This is a genomic window from Pseudomonas congelans, assembly GCF_900103225.1.
Taxonomy (GTDB): Bacteria; Pseudomonadota; Gammaproteobacteria; order Pseudomonadales; family Pseudomonadaceae; genus Aquipseudomonas; species Aquipseudomonas congelans.
This window is the reverse complement of record NZ_FNJH01000001.1, coordinates 720,057-744,636: the sequence shown is the minus strand read 5'-3', so window position 1 is coordinate 744,636 and position 24,580 is coordinate 720,057. Positions and strand designations below refer to the sequence as shown.

Sequence of the window (24,580 nt, the reverse complement as noted above, 5' to 3'; positions counted from 1 at the left end):
TCGGCAACACGCTAGCCTATAAAGCGCTCATGCGCTTGATCGTGAAACGGACGATCATTAGATTAGTCAATAGTTTGCGCTGACCATAATAAACACAAGGGATACGTATGGCACTGACTGACCAGTCCACCGAGATTCGCACAGGCGAAGAACTGGACGCCTCCCTGATCGACGCGTACCTGAAGGCGCACATGCCGGATCTTCACGGCATGCCGACGATCAGTCAGTTTCCGGGCGGCGCATCGAACCTGACCTACCTGCTTCAGTACCCTGAGCGGGAACTGGTGCTGCGTCGTCCACCCTTCGGACACAAGGCGCGTTCGGCGCATGACATGGGTCGCGAGTACCGCATTCTCAATCAGCTCAAGGAAGCCTTTCCCTACTGTCCCGAGGCGTATATGCACTGCACGGACGAGTCGCTGATCGGCTCGGAGTTCTACGTGATGCAGCGCGTCAAGGGGATCATCCTGCGCTCTGACCTGCCGCCGGAACTGGCGCTGGATGCACGACAGACCGAACAGCTGTGCAAAAACTTCATCGACAAACTGGTGGACCTGCATCGCGTCGATTACCAGGCCTGTGGCCTGGGTGACCTCGGCAAGCCGCAGGGCTATGTACAGCGGCAGATTTCCGGCTGGTGCGAGCGCTACGAGAAGGCAATGACCCCGGACGCTCCGGCCTGGGAGCAGGTCCGGCAGTGGCTGGTAGCCAAAATGCCTGCCGACTCACCCACCTCGAGCATCGTGCACAACGACTACCGTTTCGACAATGTGATCCTCGACCCCGCCAACCCGATGCACATCATCGGCGTGCTGGACTGGGAGCTGACCACGCTGGGCGACCCCCTCATGGACCTGGGCAACACCCTCGCCTACTGGATACAGGCTGACGACCCGGCCCCTGTTCAATTGATGCGTCGCCAGCCGAGCAATGCTCCGGGGATGCTGACCCGCCAGGCATTTGTCGACTATTACGCCGAGCGCGCCGGCGTGCGCATAGACAATTTCGATTTCTATTACACCTATGGCCTGTTCCGTCTGGCCGGTATCGTGCAACAGATCTACTACCGCTTTTTTCATGGCCAGACCCAGGACAAACGCTTTGCCCAATTCATTCACATGAACAGGCTGCTGGAGCAGATGAGCCTGAGTGTGATCGAAAAATCCAGCCTCTGACAGCCAGCGCCAAGACAAGGAAATGACATGTCCAGAACCCAGCTTTTCGACCTTGATGGCAAGGTTGCCTTCGTTTCAGGCGCCAGCCGAGGAATCGGTGAAGCCATCGCCAGGCTGCTTGCCCAGCAAGGCGCGCAAGTTATCGCCTCGAGCCGCCGGATCGAGGGTTGCCAGGCAGTGGCGGACGCCATCGTCAGCGAGGGTGGCAAGGCAACAGCCATTGCCTGCCACATTGGTGAGCTGGAACAGATAACCCATGCATTCGCGCAGATCCGTCAGCAGTTCGGGCGTCTGGACGTTCTGGTCAATAACGCCGCCACCAACCCGCAGTTCTGCAATGTGCTGGACACCGATCCAGGAGCATTCCAGAAGACGGTCGACGTCAACATTCGCGGCTACTTTTTCATGTCCGTGGAAGCGGGCAAGCTGATGCGCGAAAACGGCGGCGGCAGCATCATCAACGTGGCGTCCATCAACGCGGTATCGCCGGGCGCCTATCAAGGTGTCTATTCGATGACCAAGGCAGCCGTGGTCAACATGACCAAGGTGTTTGCCAAGGAGTGCGCTGAATTCGGCATCCGTTGCAACGCCCTGCTTCCCGGCCTGACAGATACCAAATTCGCATCGGCACTGGTCAAGAACGACGCGATCCTCAACATGGCGCTGTCGCAGATCCCGCTGAAACGCGTTGCCGCCCCCAGCGAGATGGCCGGAGCAGTGCTTTACCTAGCAAGCGAGGCCTCCAGCTATACCACCGGCGTGGCGTTGAACGTCGATGGAGGCTTTCTATCCTGAGAACCGCCTGACTGGCACAAAGAAAGTGAATTAATTTTCCATGGTTAGAATATATGGAATATATTTTCCGCATAACAACAATCCTTTCTGGAGAATGTCATGCGGGAATCCCTTTCCACATCGCCTGCGCAACTGGGTATCGGACTGATCGGCACAGGCTTCATGGGCCGCGCTCATGCGCTAGCGTTCGGCAATGCCAACGCTGCGCTCGACCTGCCTGCGCGCATACGGCTCAGCGCGCTGGCGGATGCCGACAGTGCTCGCGCCGAGCAGTGCGCAAGTGCCTGGGGGTTCGACCGCAGCCACGCTGACTGGCAGCAGTTGATCGATGATCCGCACGTACAGATCGTGGCAATTACCACCCCTAATCATCTGCACTTCCCGATGGCAATGGCCGCTATCGCCGCAGGCAAGGCGGTATATTGCGAAAAACCGCTGGCCGTGAACCTCACCCAGGCCGATGAGATGCGCCGCAGTGCCAAGGCTGCGGGTGTAGTCACCCAGGTCGGCTACAACTACCAGCACAACCCAATGATCGGGCTCGCCAGGGAAATGCTCGAAGCCGGCGAACTGGGCGAGATCGTCAGCTTTCAGGGCGAGTTCAGCGAGGATTTCATGGGCGATCCGGCGTCACCCTGGTCGTGGCGTTGTGAAGCAGCGCATGCGGGCGGTGCGCTGGCCGACCTGGGCAGCCATTTGCTGGCAATGGCTCGTCATTTGCTGGGCGACATCGAAGCAGTCTGCGCCGACGCCAGCACCGTACACCGTGAACGCCCGGCGAGCATCGGCAGCGACCAGATGCGCGCCATTGCAGTGGACGACCAGACCCACGCGCTACTGCGCTTTGCCAACGGAGCACGCGGAACCTTCAGCAGCAGCTGGCTCAAACACGGCTACAAAAACCACCTGAGTTTCGAGATCAGCGGCACCAAGGGCACGCTTTCGTTCGATCAGGAGCGGCTCAACGAACTGCGCCTGTACCGTACAGGCGCGGCGGGACGCGACGGTTTTCAACGTCTGCTGGCCGGCCCTGCACAACCGGGTTACGCCGCATTCTGCCCGGCTCCCGGCCACCAACTGGGCTACAACGAGCTCAAGGCGCTCGAAGTACAGGCGCTCATCCAGGCCGTATGCGGTCAGCGCAGCCGTGGCCCGGACTTCGAAGAAGCGTGGCAGATCGAGCGCCTGGCAACAGCGATACGTGTGGCTGCAGCCGAACAGCGCTGGGTCGCGCTCACCGACATCTGACTTCCTGCAAGCGTTGCACAAGGGGTAGAATGCGCCACGTTCGGGCAGCCATTCTGCCCCCCTGCCGTCCTCGCCATAAGCCCTCTGCCCCATGCCCTTTGAACTCAGCGTTGACCTGACCACCCTCGCCATTCTTGCCGTGGTTGCTTTCATAGCGGGATTCATAGACGCCATCGCCGGTGGCGGCGGACTGCTCACCACCCCTGCGCTGATGACCGCCGGCCTGCCGCCGCACCTGGTGCTGGGCACCAACAAGCTCAGTTCGACCTTTGGTTCAGCGACTGCCAGCTTCACGTTCTACCGTCGCAAGCTGTTTGATCCGCGCCAATGGCTGCATGCAGTGGCCGGCACTGCAGTCGGTGCTGCGCTTGGCGCGGTGATCGCCCATTACCTGCCAGCCGAATGGCTGAACCAGATGTTGCCGGTGATCGTGTTCGGCTGCGGGCTGTACTTGTTATTTGGCGGCACGCCCAAGGCGCCGCTGGACAGCAACGCACCGATCAAAAGGAAATGGCAGTTGCCGCAAGGACTGGGCCTGGGTTTCTACGACGGTGTTGCCGGACCGGGTACCGGTGCTTTCTGGACAGTCAGCACCCTGCTGCTCTACCCGGTGGACCTGGTCAAGGCCAGCGGCGTGGCACGCAGCATGAACTTCGTCAGTAATGCCGTGGCATTGTCGGTATTCATCTTTTCCGGCCAGGTGGACTACATCATCGGCCTGAGCATGGGCCTTGCGGTGATGCTCGGTGCCTACTTCGGTGCGGGCACCGCGATCAAGGGCGGTGCCAAATTCATCCGCCCGGTGTTCATCACTGTGGTTCTGGGCCTGACCGTGCGCCTAGCCTGGCAGCACTGGTTCGGGGGCGCCTGAGCGCTCGGCCAGATACGCCTCGATAAGGTAACGGGCAATCGACCGATTGGCCGGTAACGGCGGCAGGTCATCGACATGAAACCAGCGTGCGTCTTCGATTTCTTCTGCCTGGGGCACGATTTCGCCGCTTTCATATTCGGCATGAAACCCGAGCATCATCGAGTGCGGGAACGGCCAGCACTGGCTGCCCCGGTACTTCAGGTTCTTGATGCGTACCTGCACTTCCTCCATCACCTCGCGATGTACACAGTCTTCGGCAGACTCACCCGGCTCTACGAACCCGGCCAGTGCGCTGTACATACCGGTGACAAAACGCGGTGAACGGGCCAGCAGGATTTCATCACCCCGGGTAACCAGCACGATCATGCTTGGCGAAATGCGCGGGTAAAGCCGCAGGTTGTCGTGCTCGCAGAACATCGCCCGCTCGCCGCGAATCTGCACCGTCGGACGACCACAGGCGCCGCAGAAACGATGCTCCCTGGCCCATGTGCTGACTTGTGCGGCGTAGCCGAGCATCTGAAAAACAGCAAAATCGCCTTCCAGCATGAACTGACGCAGGCCTTGCCAGGCGCAGCCCTCGACGGCAACCGAGCGCTCAAGCACCAGCAGGTAGACCGGCTCCCCGTCAAAATGGCCGATGCCGTGCTCGCTCTGCACCGGCAAGTCCAGCCCGGCCAACCAGCCTCTGGGAAACATCACCCCGTTGGCATCCAGCAGAAAACCCTGATCACACTGGACCACAGCCAAACCGCCAGGGGCCTCGACATCCAGAACTGCAGTTGTCCAACGCTCCGGGCGCGACATGGGAAACTCCTTCGCTCAAACTCGAGCCTTGTCATTTATCAATTATCGAAAACCGGCTTCTGCTTGCTCATCTGCGCAGCCATCGCCAGCTTCAGGTCAGGTGATTGCAGCATGGCTGCGTTCCAGATGGCAACGTGTTCGAGACCGTCTTCCACTCTGTGATCACGCATGTAGCTGATCATTTGCTTGGTGCCTTCAATGGCAATGGGCGACTTGCCTGCTATTTCCCGAGCCACCGCCAGGACACCCTGCAACAGACCTTCCGCGTCATCGAAGGTGCGATTGACCAGCCCGATCCGTTGCGCCTCTTCCGCACCGACGGTACGCCCGGTGTAGGCCAGTTCGCGCAGCACACCGTCACCGATGATCCTGGGCAGGCGTTGCAATGTGCCGACATCAGCCGCCATGCCCATGTCGATCTCGCGAATGGCGAACTGCGCGTCGGCCGCTGCATAACGCATGTCACACGCGGAAATCAGGTCGATGGCGCCGCCCAGACAGTAGCCCTGAATCGCGGCAAGAACCGGTTTGCGGCAATTGTCCACGGCAGTGAACGAGGCCTGCATGTCGCGGATCTTGCGCCGCAACAGACGGGCATTACGCCCTGCATCCTTGCTCATCTGACTGGCGACCGAGGCCAGCAATGCCAGATCGATGCCTGACGAAAAGTGTTTGCCCGCCCCGCTGAGCACCACGACGCGTATCTCGTCATTACGCTCTATCCAGTCAAAAATGCCGATTATCTCCGTCCAGAACGACTCGTTCATTGCGTTCAGTTTCTCGGGCCGGTTGATTTGTACGTGAGCAATGTTGTCGGCCAGCTCGACCCGGAAACTTTGATAATCAGTCACGGCGTGATCCTCAGACAGGTTGGGGTGTTCAGGCGCAGGACTATAACAACAGCAACAGATACATCGTAACCGGACTGAAGTGACATTTGCCGGACCCGCAAACCACCCGCCCGGCTATATTGGATATCTCTGCCCCCCTCAAATAGGGGGAACGGTCGCATTACCTGAAGGTCCAGTAATAAGTAATGACAAAACCTGTACGGTTATCAGAGGGCGATACTTGAATACGTCAAAAGCGGCAACCGGCATTGAAGGCCTGGATGACATCCTTGCAGGGGGTCTTTCACGCAGTCATGTGTTTCTTCTCGAGGGGGAACCCGGAACCGGCAAGACAACTGTGGCCCTGCAATTCCTGCAGGCCGGAGCGGCAGCGGGCGAAATATCCCTGTACATCACCTTGTCCGAGACTGAAAGCGAGCTTCGCTCGGGTGCAGCCTCGCACGGTTGGGAGCTCGACGAACATATCAATATCTTCGAACTGACGCCGCCTGAAAGCCTGCTCGACGCCGATCACCACCAGAGCCTGCTCTACTCCTCGGACCTGGAGCTGGGTGAGGCAACCCGGCAGATATTCGAGGTGGTCGAGCGCGTCAAACCCACCCTTGTGGTGATCGACAGCCTCTCGGAAATCCGTCTTCTGGCGCAGAGCTCGTTGCGCTACAGGCGCCAGATTCTGGCCATCAAGCATTATTTCACTCGCTACAACGCAACGGTCCTGCTGCTCGATGACCTGACCACCGAGGCACTGGACAAGACCGTGCACAGCGTTGCCCACGGCGTGATTCGTCTGGAGTCACTGACACCTACTTACGGTGCCGAGCGCAGACGCCTGAAAATCGTCAAGTACCGTGGCCAGAAATACCGTGGTGGTTTTCATGACTTCAACATTGCCCAGGACGGCATCCAAGTATTTCCGCGTCTGGTGGCTGCCGAGCATCGTTCCAACTACGCGCGCACTCAATTGAGCAGCGGCATTAAAGAACTGGACGATCTGCTGGGCGGCGGCATCGAAGGCGGCTCCAGCACTCTGATTCTCGGCCCGGCCGGGACCGGGAAATCGCTCATCTCGCTGGTGTTCGCAGCGCAGGCGGTCGCGCGCGGCGAGCGTGTGGGCCTGTTCATATTCGATGAGGAAATGGGCCTGCTGTTCGAGCGCATGCTCAAACTGGGGATCGACCTGCGTGCGCTGCAGGAAACCGGCAATCTGGTGGTCGAACAGATCGACGCGGCAGAGCTGTCCCCAGGCGAATTCGCACACCGGGTACGGCGCGCAGTCGATAAGAAGCAGATAAAGACCGTCGTCATCGACAGTATCAACGGCTACCAGGCTGCAATGCCGGAAGAAAGCGCGCTGGTTCTGCACATGCACGAGCTGCTGCTCTACCTCAACCGCCAGGGCGCCTCGACCTTCATGACCGTTGCGCAGCACGGGCTGGTGGGTGACATGCGCTCGCCGGTGGACATTACCTACCTGGCCGACAGCGTGATTCTGTTGCGCTATTTCGAAGCGCTGGGTCAGGTACGCCGTGCGATATCGATCATCAAGAAACGTACCGGCACTCACGAGTCCACTATCCGTGAGTACCGCATAAGCTCCAGCGGTTTGAGAATCGGCGAACCGCTGGCGGCATTCCAGGGCGTACTGCGCGGTGTGCCGTCGTACATGGGCGACAAGACACCGCTGCTGGAGGATGACGACCTGTGAGTATTCCAGGTCTGTTGTCAGAGCGCGCGATCATTCTCGCCCCACGCGGGCGGGACAGCCAGATCGCCACGCGTATTCTCGATGAAGCGGGCTACCCGGCAACGGTGGCCCGTGACGTGCCCGAGCTGGTCGGAGAGCTGAGCGCAGGTGCCGGCCTGGCGATAATCGCCGACGAGGCACTGCGTAATGCAGACATGACCCCGCTACTGGAACTCCTCAGCCGCCAGCCAGCCTGGTCGGACCTGCCCATCGTCTTGCTGACCCATCACGGCGGACCGGATCACAATCCGTCCGCGCGCATGGGCAATCTGCTGGGCAACGTGACCTTCCTCGAACGCCCTTTCCATCCCGCGACCCTGGTCAGTCTGGTAATGACGGCGGTGCGCGGTCGAAGACGTCAGTACGAAGCCAGGGCGCGCATGGAGGACCTGCACGAAAGTGAAGGCCGCCTGCAGAATGCCTTGAAGGCCGGCAGGCTGGGCTCATGGGTGCTGGACGCGGAATACCTGAAACTGACCTGTTCGGACATCACCAAAAGTCACTATGGTCGCGACGAGCAGAACACTTTCGATTACGACGACTGGCTCGCCGCCGTGTATTTCGAAGACCAGCCCAGAATGCAATCGGCGTTGCAGCGCAGTCTGGACACCGGTGTCGATTTGATCATCGAATACCGTAACGTCTGGCCGGACGGCTCATTGAACTGGGTGGATGTACGCGCCCGCGCCACTCTCAGCAAGAACGGCCTGGTCGGCTCACTGGCCGGCGTGACTTCCGACATCACCGAGCGCAAACAGGCCGAGTCGCAATTGCGCCGCCTCAACGAAACGCTCGAACAACAGGTTGAAGAGCGAACCTCGCAGCTGCGTCACAAAGAAGAGATTCTCCGTCAGTCGCAGAAAATGGAAGCGGTCGGCCAATTGACTGGCGGGATCGCCCATGACTTCAACAACATGCTGACCGGGATCATCGGCAGCCTGGAGTTGATAAGACGCCGTCTGGCGCGTGGTCGCATCGAGGACCTGAACGGCCTGATCGATCTGGGGGTGACGTCGGCAAACCGCGCAGCCGCTCTGACCCATCGCCTGCTGGCATTCTCGAGGCGTCAGTCGCTGGACTCCAAACCAGTCGAAATGAATCATCTGGTCAATGCGATGGACGAACTGCTGCAACGCAGTGTCAACGAAAGCATTCACCTGCAATTGCGTCTGGCACACGATCTGTGGACCGCAGAAGCCGATCCCAATCAGCTGGAGAGCGCTCTGCTCAACCTGGTACTCAACGCCCGCGATGCCATGCCTGATGGCGGTACGCTGGTGGTCGAGACCTCCAATCAGCAACTGGACAGATCCTTCACCAACGCCTACGAGAACCTCCTGCCAGGCGACTATGTCGTACTGAGTGTCAGCGACAACGGCTGCGGCATGCCTGAAACCGTGATCAGTCGAGCGTTCGATCCGTTCTTCACCACCAAACCCATCGGCCAGGGCACCGGCCTCGGTCTCTCGATGATCTACGGCTTCAGCAAGCAATCGCATGGCCACGTCATGATCAAGAGCGAGGTCGGCGTCGGCACCACCGTACAGCTGTTTTTGCCGCGCTTTAAGGGGCTTGCGGATGAGACCGAGCAGAGTTTCCAGAGCAATGCGATTTATGCCGAGAATGGCGAGACCGTGTTGATCGTCGAAGATGATCCTGCCGTACGGGCGCTGGTCAGTGAGGTGCTCGGTGAGCTGGGCTACACCTTCATAGAGGCCGGAGAAGCGTTGGATGCGGTGCCGATACTGGAATCAGGGCAGCGTATCGATCTGTTGATAAGCGATGTCGGGCTGCCAGGCATGAACGGCAGGCAACTGGCGGAAATTGCCAGGCAGCTGCGACCGGAACTCAAGGTACTGTTCATCACCGGGTATGCAGAACATGCAGCGGTGCGCGGAGGTTTTCTGGACACCGGGATGCAGTTGATCACCAAACCCTTTGCGTTCGATCACCTGACCTCGAAAGTACGGGAAATGATAGAAGCCTGAGCAATGCTCAGGCTTCAGGCAGCGCAGTTTCATCCAATCGACCGCTCTCGGGTCAGAGGGGCCGGCGGCTCAGGCCAGCAGCTTCTGAATCTGGGTGTGCAAGGTGTCCATGGTAAAGGGCTTGGCGAGAATCGGTGCCTTCAGCGCGATGGGGCTGCCCGAATCGAGTATCTCCGCCGGGTAACCGCTGATGAAAATCACCTTCAACTCAGGCCGCAGCATGATCGCAGGTTCGGCAATCTGGACGCCAGAGACACCGCCCGGCAGCCGATAATCAGTGATCATCAGGTCGAGATGGGGTTTGGTCGCCAGAATCTCGAAAGCCTGCTCGCCGTTCTCGGCTTTCAGGACACGATAACCCTCACCCGACAGATAATCGGCCAGAAGCATCAGGATCAGGGGCTCGTCTTCGACGATTAGTACGACGTTTTCTGCATCAGCGCTCATTGAACTGCCTTTGATCTTATAAATAGCTGCCATTACGACCACGGCACGCGTGGGAGGTTGCGCCTGCCTGCGATTAAACCTGACTGCCGGTGGCGGCGACCTTACAGAGGCAGACAGATGCGAAACACCGAACCCTTGCCCTCTTCGCTTTCCACCTCGATGCGACCGCCGTGAGCCATGACGATCTGATCGGAAATGAACAGCCCAAGCCCCAGTCCGGCAACAGCGTGATTACTCGACACCCGCTCGAACTGCTGAAAGATGCGCTTCTGGTTTTCGGCCGTAATGCCAATACCTTGATCCCTGACTTCGATGAAAGCCTCGCTGTCCTTGCTGTAAACATGCACTTCAATCGGCTTTCGCGCACCGTAGCGCAGCGCGTTGGTCAGCAGATTGGCAATCACCTGCTCAATGCGGAACTCATCCCAGACGCCGATTACCGGCTGTTCGGCAAACTGGGTGATGCTGGAGCCGGCGGCAGCGATCTGTGCGGCAAAGCTTTCCAGCAGTTGCGTGACCAGTTCGCTCAGGTCGAACGGGCTCGGTCTGATCGACAGCTTGCCGGTGCGGATCCTTGATACGTCGAGCATGTCTTCGATCAGGCGGATAAGGCTCTGAATCTGTCGCTCATCGCGATCGACCATCGCGCGCAGCTTCTCCATGGTAAACGCGGCGGCGTTGTCCTTGGCCAGGTGCAGCTTGCGCAGCTGGGTTTCCAGAATCAGCCCGTTGAGCGGCGTGCGTACCTCGTGGGACACGATGGACATGAAGTCATCACGCATGCGAATCGCGTGTTCCAGTTCACCCTGGGTCGACTGCAGGCGCTGGAGCAAGGCTTCCTGCTCCTGGCGACTGCGCTCAAGCTCCTCGACCTGTATTTTCATGGCCTTGCGCTGTCGGTAGAGATCGACGAACACGTTGACCTTGCTCTTCACCGCGTGAATATCCAGCGGCTTGTGCAGGAAGTCCACGGCGCCGCTTTCATAGCCCTTGAAGGCGTAATTCAGCTCGCGCCCGGCAGCACTGACGAAGACGATGGGAATACTTTTGGTCTTTTCCGTGCTGCGCATCATCTCGGCCAGCTCGAAGCCGTTCATCCCGGGCATCTGAACGTCGAGGATGGCCATGGCGAATTCGTGCTGCAGCAGCAGTGACAGCGCCTCGTCCGCAGACAGCGCCTTGTAGACGATCCGATCACCGCGCTTGATCAGCGCTTCCAGCGCCAGCAGGTTTTCCGGCAAATCATCGACGATGAGCAGTTTTGCCTGAATTTCACTTAACATGCGGTTCGTTCCAGCTCGACCAGCAAGCGGCCAATATCGTTCAGGGAAAGGAGGTAATCGGGCGAGTGCAGCGCCAGGCCGGCTTCAGGCATGGTCGAAGCCTGGGCCTGCGCGGGGTCCTGAATCACCGTGAAACCACCGTACTTCTTGATCTGCAGCAACCCGTTCGCGCCATCGTTATTGGCACCGGTCAACAGCACGCCAGCCAGTCGCGGCCCATAGGCATCAGCAGCGGAACCGAACAGGATGTCGATACTGGGCCTTGAATAAAACACCTTGTCCTCCTGACTTAATGACAAGGAAAAGTCGGACTCCACAGAGACGTGATAGCCCGCTGGCGCAACGTACAACGTGCCGGGCACTATGCTCTCCTTGTCGTCGGCTTCCTTGACCGGAATTGCCAGACGGTTCTGAAACACATTGGCCAACTGGCTATGCCGATCATCAGGCAGATGCAGAACCATCAGGATAGGCAATGAAAAACCCTTGCGCAGGCCGCTGAATATTTTCAGCAGGGCTTCCACGCCGCCCGCCGATGCACCGACCACAATGGCATCCACTACAGGCAGAGAGTGGCTGGGCGCGTCAGCGCCAAACGTGGTTTTCATGATTTGCGGTAAATCCGCTCGGGTTTCACCAGCGCTTCGAAAGCGCCACCATAGGCGGAGAACTCCAGCGTTTCCTTGCTGCCCAGCGCCAGAAAGCCACGATGACACAACGAATCATGGAACAGCCCGAACGCTCGATCCTGAAGCTTTTTGTTGAAGTAAATCAGTACGTTACGGCAAGAAATAAATTGCGTTTCGGAGAATACACTATCTGTGGCCAGACTGTGATCGGCAAACGTGACGTTCTCGCACAGCGTCTTGTCGAAGATCGCGTAGTCATAGGCAGACGTGTAGTACTCGGCAAAATCGCGCTGCCCTCCGGCTTTCCGATAGTTCTCGGCGTAGGTCCGCACATTGTCCATGGAGAAGATGCCCTGCTTGGCCTTTTCCAGCGAGCTGGGGTTGATATCGGTCGCATAGATGATGGTCCGCTCCAACAGCCCCTCCTCGCGCAACAGAATAGCCGTGGAGTAGACCTCTTCGCCCGTGCTGCAACCGGCAATCCATACCTTGAGTGACGGATAGGTGCGCAGTACCGGCACCACTTCGTTGCGGATTGCCAGAAAGTGCGAGGGATCACGAAACATCTCACTGACCGGAATCGTGAGAATCTGCAGCAGTTGCATGAACGCTGCAGGATCGTGAAGCACACGCTCCTGCAAGGCGGAGATGGTCGCACAATCGAACTGACGCAGCGCATGGATCACGCGCCGCTTGACCGACGCACCGGAGTAGTCACGAAAGTCGTAGCTGTACTGAAGGTAAATCGCCTCGATCAGCAGCCGCAGTTCGATATCCATGCTTCGATCAATGGGCATGGTACCGCCCGGGCTTGCCATTGCAGACGCCCCTCCATTGAAGCCTCATTCAGATACGCTCCATCTTTGGCAGCCAGACGCGGATCAGCGAAAACAGGCGATCCAGATCGATGGGTTTGGCCAGGTAATCGTTGGAACCCGCCTGCAGGCAGCGCTCCTGATCGTCCTTCATGGCCTTGGCCGTGACGGCAATGATCGGCAGCTTGCGCCAGCGCGGATCCTTGCGGATCTCGGTGGTCGCTTCAAAACCATCCATTTCAGGCATCATCACGTCCATCAGGACCAGATCGATGTCTTCCACCTCATTGAGCTTCGCAATCGCCTCCAGGCCATTGCGGGCGATTTCCACCACCGCGCCTTTATGTTCGAGGGCGCTGGTCAGGGCGAAGATGTTACGCACATCGTCGTCGACCACGAGGATCTTGCGCGCCTCGAAGACCTTGTCACGGCTACGCGCGGTCTTGAGCATCTTCTGCCGCTCGTTGGACAGCTGCGATTCGACCTTGTGCAGGAACAGCGTCACCTCATCGAGCAGCCGCTCAGGCGAGCGCGCGCCCTTGATGATGATCGAACGCGAATACTTCATCAGCTCGGCTTCTTCATCGCGGGTCATGTTGCGGCCGGTGTAAACGATCACTGGCGGGAAGGCACAAATGTCTTCCATCGACATGCGCTTGAGCAACTCGTTGCCGAGCATGTCCGGCAGTTTCAGGTCGATGATCATGCAGTCGTAGACGTGATCGCGCAGCAGGTCCAGCGCCTCCTGGGCGAAGCCTACCGCCGTGATTTCAATATCATCGTCACCGATCAGGCGCGCGATGCTGTCACGCTGCAGCGCGTCGTCCTCGACCAGCAGGATACGTTTGACCTTCTGCGTCAGCTTGGCTTCCAGCTTGGCGAACACGTCCTTGAGCTCTTCGCGCGTGGTCGGCTTGACCGCGTAGCCAATGGCGCCCATATGCAAGGCGGCTTCCTGGCGATCCTCGACTGAAATCACGTGCACGGGAATGTGCCGGGTGGGTGCCAGCTCCTTGAGACGCTGCAGCACGGTCAGGCCCGAGTGGTCCGGCAGGCGCATGTCCAGCAGGATCGCATCCGGCGTATAGCGCGACGCCAGATTGAAGCCATCGTCGGCAGCATGCGCTACCAGACAGTCGTAGCCCAGTTCGTGGGCCAGATCGTAGAGAATCTGGGCGAATCGAACTTCATCTTCGATCACCAGAATGCAGCGCCGCTGGAAAGGCGCCTTGTCACGGTCGTCGGCAAATACCGGCACCGGCGTATCCATCGGCGCGGGTACCGGGATCGGCTGCGGCATGACCGCAAGCGTCGGAACAGGCGGCTGTAGCGCAGCAGGCGCCGACACTATCGGCAAATCGCTGCCCGGCTCGCGACCGTCTTGCTCGACGTAATGCTCCGGCAGCACCAGGCTGAAAATACTGCCCTGCCCCGGTGCGCTGGTCACGCTGATCGATCCACCCAGCAATGCCGCCAGATCACGCGAAATCGACAGCCCCAGCCCGGTGCCGCCATAACGCCGGTTGGTGGTGCCATCTGCCTGACGGAACGCTTCGAAAATACCCTGCTGATGCTCCTCGGCAATACCGATGCCCGAGTCACGCACGATGAACGCGATACCCGCGCCCGGCTGACGCGAGACGACCATGCTTACCGAGCCGGCCTCTGTGAACTTGATCGCGTTGGACAGCAAGTTTTTGAGGATCTGCTCAAGACGCTGACGATCCGTGAACAGCATGGTAGGTGCACCGGCCTGGATATCGACGGTAAACGCGAGTTTCTTCTCGGCAGCCAGCGGCTGGAAGAGCGTGCGCAGGCCTTCGACCAGTCGGGGAACACTGCTGTTTTCCGGGCGCACTTCCAGTTTGCCGGCCTCGACCTTGGAAATATCCAGAATGTCGTTGATCAGATTCAGCAGGTCATTACCCGCCGAATAGATCGACTCGGCGAACTTGACCTGTTCGGCAGTGAGGTTTTCACCCGGGTTCTCGGCCAGCAGTTTGGCGAGGATCAGCGAGCTGTTGAGCGGCGTGCGCAGCTCATGGGACATGTTGGCGAGGAACTCGGACTTGTATTTGCTGGCGCGCTGCAGCTCGTCTGCCCGCGCCTGCAACTCGGCCTGGGCAATATTCAGTTCTTCGTTGTTGCGATCCAGCGCATCGCGCTGATCGGCCAACGCCTGACTCTGGTCGGCCAACTGCTCGTTGGTCTGTTCCAGCTCCGCCTGCTGGGTCTCCAGATGGGCCTGGGATTCCTTGAGGATACGCGACTGCTCCTCCAGCTCTTCATTGGCGGTGCGCAGTTCTTCCTGCTGCACCTGCAGCTCTTCATTGAGCTGCTGGGTCTCGGCCAGCACCTCCTGTAGACGCTGGCGATAGCGGGCGGCTTCGATGGACGTGCCGATGTTGTCCGCCACCAGCTCAAGAAACTCGGTATCCCGCTCGGTCAGGGCGCGCAGAAAGCCCAGTTCGATCACGCCATTGACCTGATCGTCATTGCTGGTCGGCACCACCACTACGCTGCGTGGCGAGCCGTCGCCAAGGCCGGAAGCAACCTTGAAGTAATTTTCCGGCAGTTCATCCAGCGTAATGATGCGGTCCTGCTGGGCGGCCTGCCCGACAATGCCTTCATCACTGTGAATGGTCTGATCCTGCTGCTCCTGTTCGCGAGAGAAGCCATACGAGGCGACCCGTGTCAGGCCGCCGTGGTCCTGGCGAATGTAGACAGCCGCCACCGACGCGCCCAGGTACTGGGTCAAAAACTTGAGGATATTGCGGCCCAGCATGTTCAGCGTCAGTTGCCCCAGAACCTGCTCGGCCAGATCGCTCTGGCCATTGCGCAGCCAGGCAACCTTCTGCAGGCGCTCTGCATTGATTTCCTGGAGCCTGAGGTTTTCGCTGTAAGTATTGGACAGCGACAGCAGATCCCTGCGGCCGATATAGGCCAGAATTCCGCTGACGATCACTACGAATATCAGATAAAGAGTGACGGAAAGAATGGTACTGCGGGTGACTTCCGCATTACGGTTCAGGCGCAGTTGCTGCTCCATTTCCACGGCCTGATCATATTCGGTGCGGATCTGGTCGGTGATGCGCTTGCCACGTCCGGCCAGCACCGGCGTCTGATAATCGCCGTTGTTGCGCCGTAACGTGATCATCTCCTGGGCGAACGCATTCCACTCCTGCTGCAGCGTGGACAGACGTCTGAACCGGTCCAGTTGCGTGGGATTGTCGTCTACCAGCTTCTCCAGGCCCTGCAGCTCGGCAAGCAAGAGCGGCTTGGCGACCTCATAGGGGTCGAGAAAATGCTGATCACCCGTCAACAGATAACCGCGCATGCCGGTTTCCATGTCTATCGACAATTTCATTGAGCGGTTGGTGTTATTGATCACCCGATCAGTGTGCTCGACCCACTGTATTGCAGTGAGCAGATAACTGATCAGCAGAATGAAGAAAACTGCGCTCAGTACACCGACACCCAATGGCAAGCCAACGTTACGCCCCAGCAATTTTCGAAAGCGTTGTTCATCGACAACAGACGTCCGATTCATGAAATATCCCTGACGAGTGGATCAAAACCGTAGAGTTTGCCGCAAACCTACGAAAAACACTCTTATTTCCGACATAGAGGATTGAAATTTCACACATAAATGGGCGATAAGCTCACGCCTGTATTCATTAATGACGCAAACCCGTGAACCCTCCTCTCGATTTACGGTATTTGTGCCTCGATTGAACTTCCACCCGGTTTTTATTTACTGATACTGGGACTGTATCAACAGCGGACAGGCCCTCGCTCGGTTACCCTGAGTTGAAGGGAAAGGATTCTCGACATTCCACATTGTCTGCGCCATTGCCATTTTCAGGTTTAAGGAGTCAACCATGCCCGACACAGCCCGCACCATTCTCGTGGTCGAAGACGACGCCATTGTGCGCATGCTGATTGTCGACGTGCTCGAAGAGCTGGAATACAAAGTACTGGAAGCCGAGGACGCTACGTCGGCACTGACCTTTGTTGCAGACGATTCCAATCACATCGACCTGTTGATGACTGACCAGGGGTTGCCTGATATGAAAGGCACCGCACTGGCCAAAAAGGTCATCGAATATCGCCCGCAATTGCCGGTGTTGTTCGCCAGCGGTTATTCCGAAAATATCGACGTGCCGCCAGGCATGCACTCGATCGGCAAGCCTTTCTCCATCGACCAGTTGCGTGACAAGGTAAAAAGCATTCTTGGAAACAGCCTTGACTGACATCGACGCTGCCTTCAACGGCACTGAAAAGCCTCTCAGCACCCGCCTACTGATCATCGGCTACGTGTGGCCCGAACCACGCTCTTCGGCCGCCAGCGGGCACATGATGCAACTGATTCAATGCTTTCTGGAGCAGAACTGGCAGATCACGTTTGCCAGCCCTGCCACCGAAGGCGAACACCGCGCCGATCTGCTCAGCCTGGGCATCCGCGAAGTGCACATCGCGCTCAACGACAGCAGTTTTGACGCGTTCGTCAGCGAATTGCAGCCCGACGTCGTGCTCTTCGATCAGTTCATGATCGAGGAACAGTTCGGCTGGCGCGTCGAGCAGCAATGCCCTGACGCGCTGCGGATTCTGGAGACCTCGGATTTCCAGAGCCTGCGCCATGCCCGTCATCAGTTGTTGAAGGACTCGCTGAACAGCGATTGCGCCGAGGTTGCGGCGGGCAGTTGCGACGTTTCAACGCCGCACCTTTTCCGGCAGATCGCCTCCAGTGACCTGGCGCAGCGCGAAATCGCTTCGTTGTATCGCTGCGACCTCAGCCTGATGACATCCGATGTCGAAATTTCGCTGTTGAGCGGCCCTTTCGGTCTGCCCGCCGCGCTGCTGCACTGGTGCCCGTTGATGATCGACGGCGTTCCCGACAGCTTCCGGCCTTTTGCGCAGCGCGCGCACTTCCTCAGCATCGGCAACTTTCGCCATGCGCCCAACTGGGACGCGGTGCTGTGGATGAAAACAGCTATCTGGCCGCTGATCCGCCAGCAACTGCCTGACGCTCAGTTGCACATCTACGGCGCCTATACGCCACCCAAGGCTGCGGCGCTGCACAATGCCTCGCAGGGTTTTCATGTGAAGCACTGGGCCGAGGATGCCCTGGAGGTCATGTCCAATGCACGGGTGTGCCTGGCGCCATTGCGTTTCGGGGCTGGCATCAAAGGCAAGCTGATGGACGCGATGCTCTGCGGAACGCCGTCAGTCACCACCCCGATGGGTGCGGAAGCCATGAGCGGCGGGCTGCCGTGGCCCGGCATCATTGCCGATAACCCCACCGACATCGCTGACGCTGCGGTCAGGCTTTATCAAGACCAGAACCTCTGGCTTGAAGCGCAACAAGCGGGCCAGGCGTTACTGCAGACGCGCTTTCAGCATCGCCAGCACTGTGCGAGCCTGATCGAGCGCATCGAGACCCTTCGCAATGGACTGGCGGAGCATCGCCTGGCGAACTTCACCGGCGCCATGCTGCGGCATCATCACCACAAGAGCACCAAATACATGGCGCAGTGGATCGAAGCGAAGAACCGCGACAAGGATGAAAAACCGGCTTAAGCAGGTTTGCGCAGCAAATAGGTATCCATGATCCACCCCTTGCGCTCGCGTGCCTCGCTGCGCAGCCGCTTGATCTGCTCGCAGACATCATCAAGCCTGCCCGCCACCAGTATCTCGTCCGGCGTGCCCAGGTACGCGCCCCAATAGATATCCAGCCCCTGCCCGACATAGCGCTCGAATGTGCAGTGTGCGTCGAGCATCACCACGACATTGCCGGGCGGCTCCAGTGGAGCTGTCGCCATACGTCGGCCGGTGGTGATATGAATTGACTCGCCGATACGATTGAGCGGAATACGGTGCCGCGCGACCAGGCTCTGGACGCTGGTGATGCCGGGAATCACCTGATACTCGAAGGCTTCCTTGCCCCGCGCCAGGACCTGGTCGAGGATGCGCATCGTGCTGTCGTAGAGCGACGGATCGCCCCAGACCAGAAACGCGCCGACCTGATCCACGCCAAGTTCATCGGTCAATAACCGCTCGAACAGTACCGCGCGCTGTTCGTGCCACCCTTCGATGCCGCGCTCGTAGGCATGCGGATCATCTTCACGCCGAGGATCCTGGACTTGCACCAGACGGTAGCGTTCATGAGTGATATAGCGCTGACAGAGCTCTTTGCGCAGCCTCAGCAACTGATCGTCGACGTAGCCCTTGTCGAGGATAAAGATCACCGCTACACGGTTCAGTGCCGCAACGGCCTGCAGGGTGATCTGCTCGGGATCACCGGCCCCCATACCGATCAGCAGGATCTGTTTCATCGGTCAACGCCTCCACTGTGCAGAGGCCTGATCGTAAGCGATTTTTGCCAACGACCGGGCATTGAACTGAAAAATCAGGCACATTACTCTTTTGGCAACAGATGAACATGACATCGCCAATGAATAAAACAACAAGAATCGCAGACCCTTCCTACGAATTGATGGACGACCACAACGGTCTGTCGATCATCTATCGCGAACATGGTTTCCCCTGCCCGCTGGTACGCTGGCACTTCCACAAGGAATATGAACTGCACCTTATTGTCGCCAGCTCAGGCAAGGTATTTGTCGGCGACTACATCGGCAATTTCAATCCTGCCAGCCTGTTCCTCACCGGCCCCAACCTGCCGCATAACTGGATCAGCCAGATCGACGACGGCGAAGAGGTGCCCAAGCGCGACATGCTGGTCAACTTTACCGATGAGCTGCTGGAAAGCGGCAATCAGGTGTTTGCCGAACTCAAGACCCTGACGCCGTTATTGGAGCGCGCCCGCTACGGCATCGAGTTTCGCTGCAAACGCACGATTCGTCAGGCCATGAAGCAGATGCAGAAGATCGCCGACTCGCGAGGCATTACTCGTCTGGGCCACTTTTTCATCCTGCTCGAGCTGCTGGCCGCCAGCGACGACTACCAGTTGCTGTCAGGCACGGCGGTTGCGCACACGGCGGACGAGCACAGCGTGGATCGCACCAACCGGGCGGTGGATTATATCTTCGCCCACTATGGCCGCGAGCTGCCGCTGGAGGAAGTCGCCGAGTATCTGGGCATGAAGCCGACCTATTTTTCCCGGGTGTTCAAACAGGCTACGGGGCGCAGCTTCGTGGAGTTCGTCAATCGGCTGCGTATCAGCAAATCGTGCGAACTGCTCGCCGACGGCAAAAAGCCGGTCACCGATGTGTGCTTCGAGTCCGGATTCAACAATATTTCCAACTTCAATCGGCGCTTTCAGCAACTCAAGGGCATGACCCCGTCGCACTACCGCCGCCTCGCCGTTCAGCGTCTGACCGAACAAAACCTGTACTGATTCGCCCTGCTCTCACCCTCATCGTCTACGCTGGAGTTGCGCCGAAGCCGCCCTATGGGCGATTCGGCGCTGTTGCCTTTTGCTACCCGAGTGCAAAAAAGTATCAGTCAGAGTGCGGCGCAGGATTTGTCTTTCAGACCGAACGCCGGTGTAATCAATGCACATCTTCCTCACCTCCGGAAGAGAAAAAAACAATAACCATCCTTCTACAGTCCTCTGGGCGTGGAAGAGGAGTGATCAATGAAGAACTCAGCAAAACTTCTGCTCGCCAGTTCCGTCCTCAGCACCTGTTTCGTGTTCAGTGGCAGTGCCACAGCGGGGACCGTGACCATCGCCACGGTCAACAACAGTGACATGATTCGCATGCAACGCCTCTCCAAGACCTTCGAAGAAAAGCACCCCGACATCAAGCTCAACTGGGTCGTGCTGGAAGAGAACGTCCTGCGTCAACGCCTGACCACCGACATCGCCACCAAGGGTGGCCAGTTCGACGTGCTGACCATCGGCATGTACGAAGCCTCACTCTGGGGTCAGAAAGGCTGGTTGCAGGAAATGAAAGACCTGCCTGCCAGTTACGCGCTGGACGATGTATTCCCTTCCGTGCGTGACGGCCTGTCGGTGGACGGCAAACTGTTCGCCCTGCCGTTCTACGCTGAAGCATCGATCACTTACTATCGCACCGACCTGTTCAAGGCCGCCGGCCTGACTATGCCCGAGCGCCCTACCTGGACCCAGATCGCCGAGTTCGCCGGCAAACTGACCGACAAGTCCAAGGAGCAGTACGGCCTCTGCCTGCGCGGCAAGGCTGGCTGGGGCGAGAACATGGCGCTGATCACTACGCTGGCCAACGCCTATGGCGGACGCTGGTTCGATGAGAAGTGGACGCCACAGTTCGATCAGCCAGAGTGGAAGAATGCGCTGAATTACTACGTCAACACAATGAAGCAGTCCGGCCCGCCGGGCGCCTCCAGCAACGGCTTCAACGAGAACCTTGCGCTGTTCAACAGCGGCAAGTGCGCCATCTGGGTCGACGCCAGCGTTGCCGGTTCGTTCGTGACCGACAAGAAGCAGAGCAAAGTGGCCGACAGCGTCGGCTTCACCTACGCCCCGCACGAAGTGACCGACAAGGGCTCATCGTGGCTGTACTCGTGGTCGCTGGCGATCCCGACCAGCGCCAAGAACACCAAGGACGCTGCCGAGTTCACCCAGTGGGCCACCTCGAAAGAGTACGCCAAACTGGTTGCCGATACCGACGGTGTGTCCAACGTACCGCCTGGCACTCGCGCCTCGACCTACACCGACGAGTACAAAAAGGCAGCACCGTTTGCCAATGTCACGCTTGAGTCGCTGAAGAAGGCCGATCCCAAGTTGCCAACGCTCAAACCCGTGCCTTACGTCGGCATTCAACTGGTCACCATTCCCGAGTTCCAGGCCATCGGCACCAGCGTCGGTCAGCAGTTCTCCGCAGCTCTCATAGGTCAGGCCACTGTGGATCAGGCCTTGCAGAATGCGCAAACCGCTACCACGCGCGACATGAAACGAGCGGGTTACCCGAAAAAGTAACCGTCACGCACCAGGGCGAAAGCCGATGCTTTCGCCCTGCCGCTCAACTGCGCAACAACTCTGGTGCAATCCGGTTCGGAGCTCCCCATGAATACCTCAGCCTCCCCTGAACGCACGGACTTGTCCGGCGAACAGCAACCGCTCAAAAGCCGTCGATTCAAACCGGGCTGGTTTCTGGTCAGTCCTTCGGTGGCGCTTCTGCTGGTGTGGATGATCGTGCCGCTGGGCATGACCATTTACTTCTCGCTGATCCGCTACAACCTGCTGTCCCCTGGCGAAAACGAATTCGTCGGCCTGGAAAACTTCCAGTATTTCGTGACCGACAGCGGCTTTTTGCCGGGTGCCGGCAATACCTTACTGCTGGTCGGCAGTGTGCTGGCGATCAGTGTGATCTTCGGCGTGCTGATTTCGGCGCTGCTGGAAGCCAGCGAGTTTTTCGGTCGCGGCATCGTTCGCGTACTGCTTATCTCGCCGTTCTTCATCATGCCCACGGTCAGCGCGCTGATCTGGAAAAACCTGATCTTTCATCCGGTGTCCGGCGTACTCGCAGCGGTGTGGAAGTTCTTCGGCGCCGAACCGATTGACTGGTTCGCCCATTACCCGATGCTGTCGATCATCATCATTGTGTCGTGGCAGTGGCTGCCCTTCGCGATTCTGATCCTGATGACCGCCATGCAGTCGCTCGACCAGGAGCAGAAAGAAGCGGCGCGGCTGGACGGCGCAGGTCCACTGGCGATCTTCTGGCACCTGACCCTGCCGCATCTGGCGCGTCCGATTGCCGTGGTGGTGATGATCGAAACGATCTTCCTGCTTTCGGTATTCGCTGAAATCTTCACCACGACCAACGGCGGACCGGGCTTTGCCTCGACCAACCTGGCGTACCTGATCTACATACAGGCGCTGCTGCAGTTCGACGTCGGCATGGCCTCGGCGGGCGGGCTGATTGCCGTGGTCATAGCCAACATCGCGGCGATCATCCTGATCCGGATGATCGGCAAAAACCTCACCGACAAGTCATGAGGACCTTGCCATGATGACCCTCAAACAATCACGCCGTCTGCAAAGCCTGCTGCTCGGGGCCCTGTCCTGGATCATCGCTGCGCTGGTGTTCTTTCCGATCTTCTGGATGGTCCTGACCAGCTTCAAGACCGAGATCGATGCGTTCGCGACACCGCCACAGCTGTTCTTCACCCCGACGCTGGAAAACTACCTGCACATTCAGGAGCGCAGCGATTACTTCCACTTTGCCTGGAACTCGGTACTGATTTCCTTCAGCGCCACGGTGCTGGCGATGCTGATTGCGATCCCTGCGGCATATTCCATGGCGTTTTTCGAGACCAAGCGCACCAAAGGCACCCTGTTGTGGATGCTCTCGACCAAGATGCTGCCGCCGGTGGGCGTGCTGATGCCGATCTATCTGCTGGCCAAGACCTTTGGCCTGCTCGATTCGCGACTGGCGCTGATCATCATCTATACGCTGATCAACCTGCCGATCGTGGTCTGGATGATTTACACCTACTTCAAGGATATCCCCGGCGAGATCCTCGAGGCCTCCCGGCTGGACGGGGCCAGCACCCGCCAGGAGATCTTTCGCGTGCTGATGCCGATCTGCAAGGGCGGCCTGGCTTCCACCGCACTGCTGTCGCTGATCCTCTGCTGGAACGAAGCATTCTGGTCGCTGAACCTCACCTCGTCCGCCGCTGCGCCGTTGACTGCCTTGATCGCGTCCTATTCCAGCCCCGAAGGGTTGTTCTGGGCCAAGCTGTCGGCGGTATCGACTCTGGCCTGTGCGCCCATTCTGATTTTCGGCTGGATCAGTCAGAAACAACTGGTTCGCGGCCTGTCGTTCGGCGCTGTCAAATAGCCCGGCCCAAAGAACAAGAAGGAATCCAACATGGCTAACCTGAGCATCCGCAATCTGCAAAAAGGCTTTGACGGTCACCAGATCATCAAGGGTATCGACCTGGATGTGAAAGACCGCGAGTTCGTGGTCTTCGTGGGGCCTTCGGGCTGCGGCAAATCCACCCTGCTGCGGCTGATCGCCGGGCTTGAGGAAGTGACGTCGGGCACTATCGAGCTCGATGGCCGGGACATCACTCAGGTCACTCCGGCCAAGCGCGACCTGGCCATGGTGTTCCAGACCTATGCGCTGTATCCGCACATGACCGTTGGCAAGAACCTGTCGTTTGCGCTGGACCTGGCGGGCGGTGACAAGGCCGAGATCAAGAAGAAGGTCGATGAAGCCGCACGCATTCTGGAGCTCGGACCGCTGCTGGAGCGCAAGCCCAAACAGCTGTCCGGCGGGCAACGCCAGCGTGTCGCCATTGGCCGGGCCATCGTGCGCAACCCGAAGATTTTCCTGTTCGACGAGCCGCTATCCAACCTCGACGCTGCGCTGCGCGTGCAGACCCGCCTGGAATTGTCGCGCCTGCACAAGGAACTGCAGGCCACCATGATCTACGTGACCCACGATCAGGTGGAAGCCATGACCCTGGCCGACAAGGTTGTCGTCCTCAATGGCGGCAAGGTCGAGCAGGTCGGCTCGCCGCTCGAGCTTTATCACCACCCGGCCAACCTGTTCGTTGCCGGCTTTCTCGGCACGCCGAAAATGGGCTTCCTCAAGGGCAGGATCAGCCGGGTGGACAGCACCAGCTGCGAAGTCGAGCTGGATGCCGGAACGCGCATCAGCCTGCCGGTCAATGGTGCAGGACAGAGCGTCGGTGCCGCAGTGACGCTGGGCATCCGCCCGGAGCACCTGAACCTTGCCCAAGGGGACGATTGCCAGCTGCAGGTGATTGCCGACGTCAGCGAACGTCTTGGCAGTGACACATACTGTCACGTGCGCACTCATTCGGGCGAGGCGCTGACCATGCGTATTCGAGGTGACCTGGCCAGCCAGTACGGCGAGACGCTGAACCTGCATCTCGACAGTGCCCAATGCCACCTGTTCGACGCTCAAGGTCTGGTGATTGCCAAAGCCTTGCAGACTGCCGCAGCCTGAGTTCCG

At 58.8% G+C, this 24,580-nt stretch carries 21 protein-coding genes; 13 read left to right on the top strand and 8 right to left on the bottom strand.

The window, feature by feature from the left end; genetic code table 11:
• Positions 1-107: 107 nt before the first annotated feature.
• The 4 genes from BLR20_RS03275 (at position 108) to BLR20_RS03260 (ending at position 4,089) form a co-directional block, all read left to right on the top strand.
• Positions 108-1,175, top strand: coding sequence for a phosphotransferase family protein (locus tag BLR20_RS03275; protein ID WP_054992848.1), 1,068 nt, complete (start codon positions 108-110; stop codon positions 1,173-1,175).
• A gap of 27 nt (positions 1,176-1,202) precedes the next feature.
• A complete protein-coding gene (locus BLR20_RS03270) occupies positions 1,203-1,970 on the top strand; it encodes an SDR family oxidoreductase (protein WP_054992849.1) in 768 nt (255 codons plus the stop codon).
• Positions 1,971-2,069: 99 nt separating this feature from the next.
• Positions 2,070-3,218 (top strand): Gfo/Idh/MocA family protein, encoded by a 1,149-nt coding sequence (locus BLR20_RS03265; RefSeq protein ID WP_010433830.1) that lies wholly within the window; start codon positions 2,070-2,072, stop codon positions 3,216-3,218.
• A gap of 91 nt (positions 3,219-3,309) precedes the next feature.
• Positions 3,310-4,089 carry a TSUP family transporter gene (locus tag BLR20_RS03260; protein WP_010433827.1) on the top strand — a complete coding sequence of 260 codons (780 nt, stop codon included), beginning with the start codon at positions 3,310-3,312 and terminating at the stop codon, positions 4,087-4,089.
• Here BLR20_RS03260 and nudC read toward each other — a convergent pair.
• On the bottom strand, positions 4,057-4,893 hold the full coding sequence (gene nudC / locus BLR20_RS03255; protein WP_054992850.1) for an NAD(+) diphosphatase: 837 nt from the start codon (positions 4,891-4,893) through the stop codon (positions 4,057-4,059). The two genes, BLR20_RS03260 and nudC, sit on opposite strands and share 33 nt — an antisense overlap.
• Before the next feature lie 38 nt (positions 4,894-4,931).
• On the bottom strand, positions 4,932-5,744 hold the full coding sequence (locus BLR20_RS03250; protein ID WP_054992851.1) for a crotonase/enoyl-CoA hydratase family protein: 813 nt from the start codon (positions 5,742-5,744) through the stop codon (positions 4,932-4,934).
• A 220-nt stretch (positions 5,745-5,964) separates the two neighbouring features.
• Between BLR20_RS03250 and BLR20_RS03245 the strand changes: the two genes are divergently transcribed.
• Complete coding sequence (locus tag BLR20_RS03245; protein WP_054992852.1) at positions 5,965-7,449, top strand: ATPase domain-containing protein; 1,485 nt, start codon at positions 5,965-5,967, stop codon at positions 7,447-7,449.
• The gene (locus BLR20_RS03240) at positions 7,446-9,476 is read left to right on the top strand and encodes a response regulator (RefSeq protein ID WP_054992853.1); all 2,031 of its coding nucleotides are present in this window, start codon (positions 7,446-7,448) and stop codon (positions 9,474-9,476) included. Before BLR20_RS03245 ends, BLR20_RS03240 begins: the two co-directional genes overlap by 4 nt.
• Positions 9,477-9,545: 69 nt before the next feature.
• On the opposite strand, the gene BLR20_RS03235 is transcribed toward BLR20_RS03240, so the two are convergent.
• From BLR20_RS03235 to BLR20_RS03215, 5 genes are all read right to left on the bottom strand, one after another.
• On the bottom strand, positions 9,546-9,923 hold the full coding sequence (locus BLR20_RS03235; RefSeq protein ID WP_003318062.1) for a response regulator: 378 nt from the start codon (positions 9,921-9,923) through the stop codon (positions 9,546-9,548).
• Between the two features lie 101 nt (positions 9,924-10,024).
• A complete protein-coding gene (locus tag BLR20_RS03230) occupies positions 10,025-11,206 on the bottom strand; it encodes a hybrid sensor histidine kinase/response regulator (protein WP_010433814.1) in 1,182 nt (393 codons plus the stop codon).
• Positions 11,200-11,814 carry a chemotaxis protein CheB gene (locus BLR20_RS03225; RefSeq protein WP_010433811.1) on the bottom strand — a complete coding sequence of 205 codons (615 nt, stop codon included), beginning with the start codon at positions 11,812-11,814 and terminating at the stop codon, positions 11,200-11,202. Before BLR20_RS03225 ends, BLR20_RS03230 begins: the two co-directional genes overlap by 7 nt.
• The gene (locus tag BLR20_RS03220; protein ID WP_025991008.1) at positions 11,811-12,632 is read right to left on the bottom strand and encodes a CheR family methyltransferase; all 822 of its coding nucleotides are present in this window, start codon (positions 12,630-12,632) and stop codon (positions 11,811-11,813) included. Before BLR20_RS03220 ends, BLR20_RS03225 begins: the two co-directional genes overlap by 4 nt.
• A gap of 49 nt (positions 12,633-12,681) precedes the next feature.
• Positions 12,682-16,200 carry a response regulator gene (locus BLR20_RS03215; RefSeq protein WP_054992854.1) on the bottom strand — a complete coding sequence of 1,173 codons (3,519 nt, stop codon included), beginning with the start codon at positions 16,198-16,200 and terminating at the stop codon, positions 12,682-12,684.
• A gap of 331 nt (positions 16,201-16,531) precedes the next feature.
• Here BLR20_RS03215 and BLR20_RS03210 point away from each other — a divergent pair, with 331 nt between their 5' ends.
• Both BLR20_RS03210 and BLR20_RS03205 read left to right on the top strand, forming a co-directional pair.
• Positions 16,532-16,903 carry a response regulator gene (locus tag BLR20_RS03210; protein WP_010433803.1) on the top strand — a complete coding sequence of 124 codons (372 nt, stop codon included), beginning with the start codon at positions 16,532-16,534 and terminating at the stop codon, positions 16,901-16,903.
• Positions 16,896-18,230 carry a glycosyltransferase gene (locus BLR20_RS03205; protein WP_054992855.1) on the top strand — a complete coding sequence of 445 codons (1,335 nt, stop codon included), beginning with the start codon at positions 16,896-16,898 and terminating at the stop codon, positions 18,228-18,230. The genes BLR20_RS03210 and BLR20_RS03205 overlap by 8 nt, the downstream gene beginning before the upstream one ends.
• Here the strand turns inward: BLR20_RS03205 and cobF are convergent.
• Positions 18,227-18,985: a precorrin-6A synthase (deacetylating) gene (cobF, locus tag BLR20_RS03200; RefSeq protein ID WP_010433798.1), complete on the bottom strand. Its 759-nt coding sequence runs from the start codon at positions 18,983-18,985 to the stop codon at positions 18,227-18,229. The two genes, BLR20_RS03205 and cobF, sit on opposite strands and share 4 nt — an antisense overlap.
• A 119-nt stretch (positions 18,986-19,104) precedes the next feature.
• On the opposite strand from cobF, the gene BLR20_RS03195 reads away from it, so the two are divergent.
• The 5 genes from BLR20_RS03195 to BLR20_RS03175 all read left to right on the top strand — a co-directional run bounded on the left by BLR20_RS03195 (position 19,105) and on the right by BLR20_RS03175 (position 24,574).
• Entirely contained in the window at positions 19,105-20,010 is a 906-nt protein-coding gene (locus tag BLR20_RS03195) for an AraC family transcriptional regulator (protein WP_010433795.1), read from the top strand.
• Between the two features lie 240 nt (positions 20,011-20,250).
• Positions 20,251-21,573 carry an ABC transporter substrate-binding protein gene (locus BLR20_RS03190; protein ID WP_010433791.1) on the top strand — a complete coding sequence of 441 codons (1,323 nt, stop codon included), beginning with the start codon at positions 20,251-20,253 and terminating at the stop codon, positions 21,571-21,573.
• Between the two features lie 87 nt (positions 21,574-21,660).
• On the top strand, positions 21,661-22,593 hold the full coding sequence (locus BLR20_RS03185; protein WP_010433788.1) for a carbohydrate ABC transporter permease: 933 nt from the start codon (positions 21,661-21,663) through the stop codon (positions 22,591-22,593).
• Positions 22,594-22,603: 10 nt separating this feature from the next.
• Positions 22,604-23,437 (top strand): carbohydrate ABC transporter permease, encoded by an 834-nt coding sequence (locus BLR20_RS03180; RefSeq protein ID WP_003369336.1) that lies wholly within the window; start codon positions 22,604-22,606, stop codon positions 23,435-23,437.
• Between the two features lie 30 nt (positions 23,438-23,467).
• Positions 23,468-24,574, top strand: coding sequence for an ABC transporter ATP-binding protein (locus BLR20_RS03175; RefSeq protein WP_010433781.1), 1,107 nt, complete (start codon positions 23,468-23,470; stop codon positions 24,572-24,574).
• Positions 24,575-24,580 lie beyond the last annotated feature (6 nt).

Coding starts and splice junctions, on each gene's coding strand:
- BLR20_RS03275 (WP_054992848.1), top strand. CDS start 108: ATGGCACTGACTGACCAGTCCACCGAGATTCGCACAGGCGAAGAACTG.
- BLR20_RS03270 (WP_054992849.1), top strand. CDS start 1,203: ATGTCCAGAACCCAGCTTTTCGACCTTGATGGCAAGGTTGCCTTCGTT.
- BLR20_RS03265 (WP_010433830.1), top strand. CDS start 2,070: ATGCGGGAATCCCTTTCCACATCGCCTGCGCAACTGGGTATCGGACTG.
- BLR20_RS03260 (WP_010433827.1), top strand. CDS start 3,310: ATGCCCTTTGAACTCAGCGTTGACCTGACCACCCTCGCCATTCTTGCC.
- nudC (WP_054992850.1), bottom strand. CDS start 4,893: ATGTCGCGCCCGGAGCGTTGGACAACTGCAGTTCTGGATGTCGAGGCC.
- BLR20_RS03235 (WP_003318062.1), bottom strand. CDS start 9,923: ATGAGCGCTGATGCAGAAAACGTCGTACTAATCGTCGAAGACGAGCCC.
- BLR20_RS03230 (WP_010433814.1), bottom strand. CDS start 11,206: ATGTTAAGTGAAATTCAGGCAAAACTGCTCATCGTCGATGATTTGCCG.
- BLR20_RS03225 (WP_010433811.1), bottom strand. CDS start 11,814: ATGAAAACCACGTTTGGCGCTGACGCGCCCAGCCACTCTCTGCCTGTA.
- BLR20_RS03220 (WP_025991008.1), bottom strand. CDS start 12,632: ATGCCCATTGATCGAAGCATGGATATCGAACTGCGGCTGCTGATCGAG.
- BLR20_RS03215 (WP_054992854.1), bottom strand. CDS start 16,200: ATGAATCGGACGTCTGTTGTCGATGAACAACGCTTTCGAAAATTGCTG.
- BLR20_RS03210 (WP_010433803.1), top strand. CDS start 16,532: ATGCCCGACACAGCCCGCACCATTCTCGTGGTCGAAGACGACGCCATT.
- cobF (WP_010433798.1), bottom strand. CDS start 18,985: ATGAAACAGATCCTGCTGATCGGTATGGGGGCCGGTGATCCCGAGCAG.
- BLR20_RS03195 (WP_010433795.1), top strand. CDS start 19,105: ATGAATAAAACAACAAGAATCGCAGACCCTTCCTACGAATTGATGGAC.
- BLR20_RS03190 (WP_010433791.1), top strand. CDS start 20,251: ATGAAGAACTCAGCAAAACTTCTGCTCGCCAGTTCCGTCCTCAGCACC.
- BLR20_RS03185 (WP_010433788.1), top strand. CDS start 21,661: ATGAATACCTCAGCCTCCCCTGAACGCACGGACTTGTCCGGCGAACAG.
- BLR20_RS03180 (WP_003369336.1), top strand. CDS start 22,604: ATGATGACCCTCAAACAATCACGCCGTCTGCAAAGCCTGCTGCTCGGG.
- BLR20_RS03175 (WP_010433781.1), top strand. CDS start 23,468: ATGGCTAACCTGAGCATCCGCAATCTGCAAAAAGGCTTTGACGGTCAC.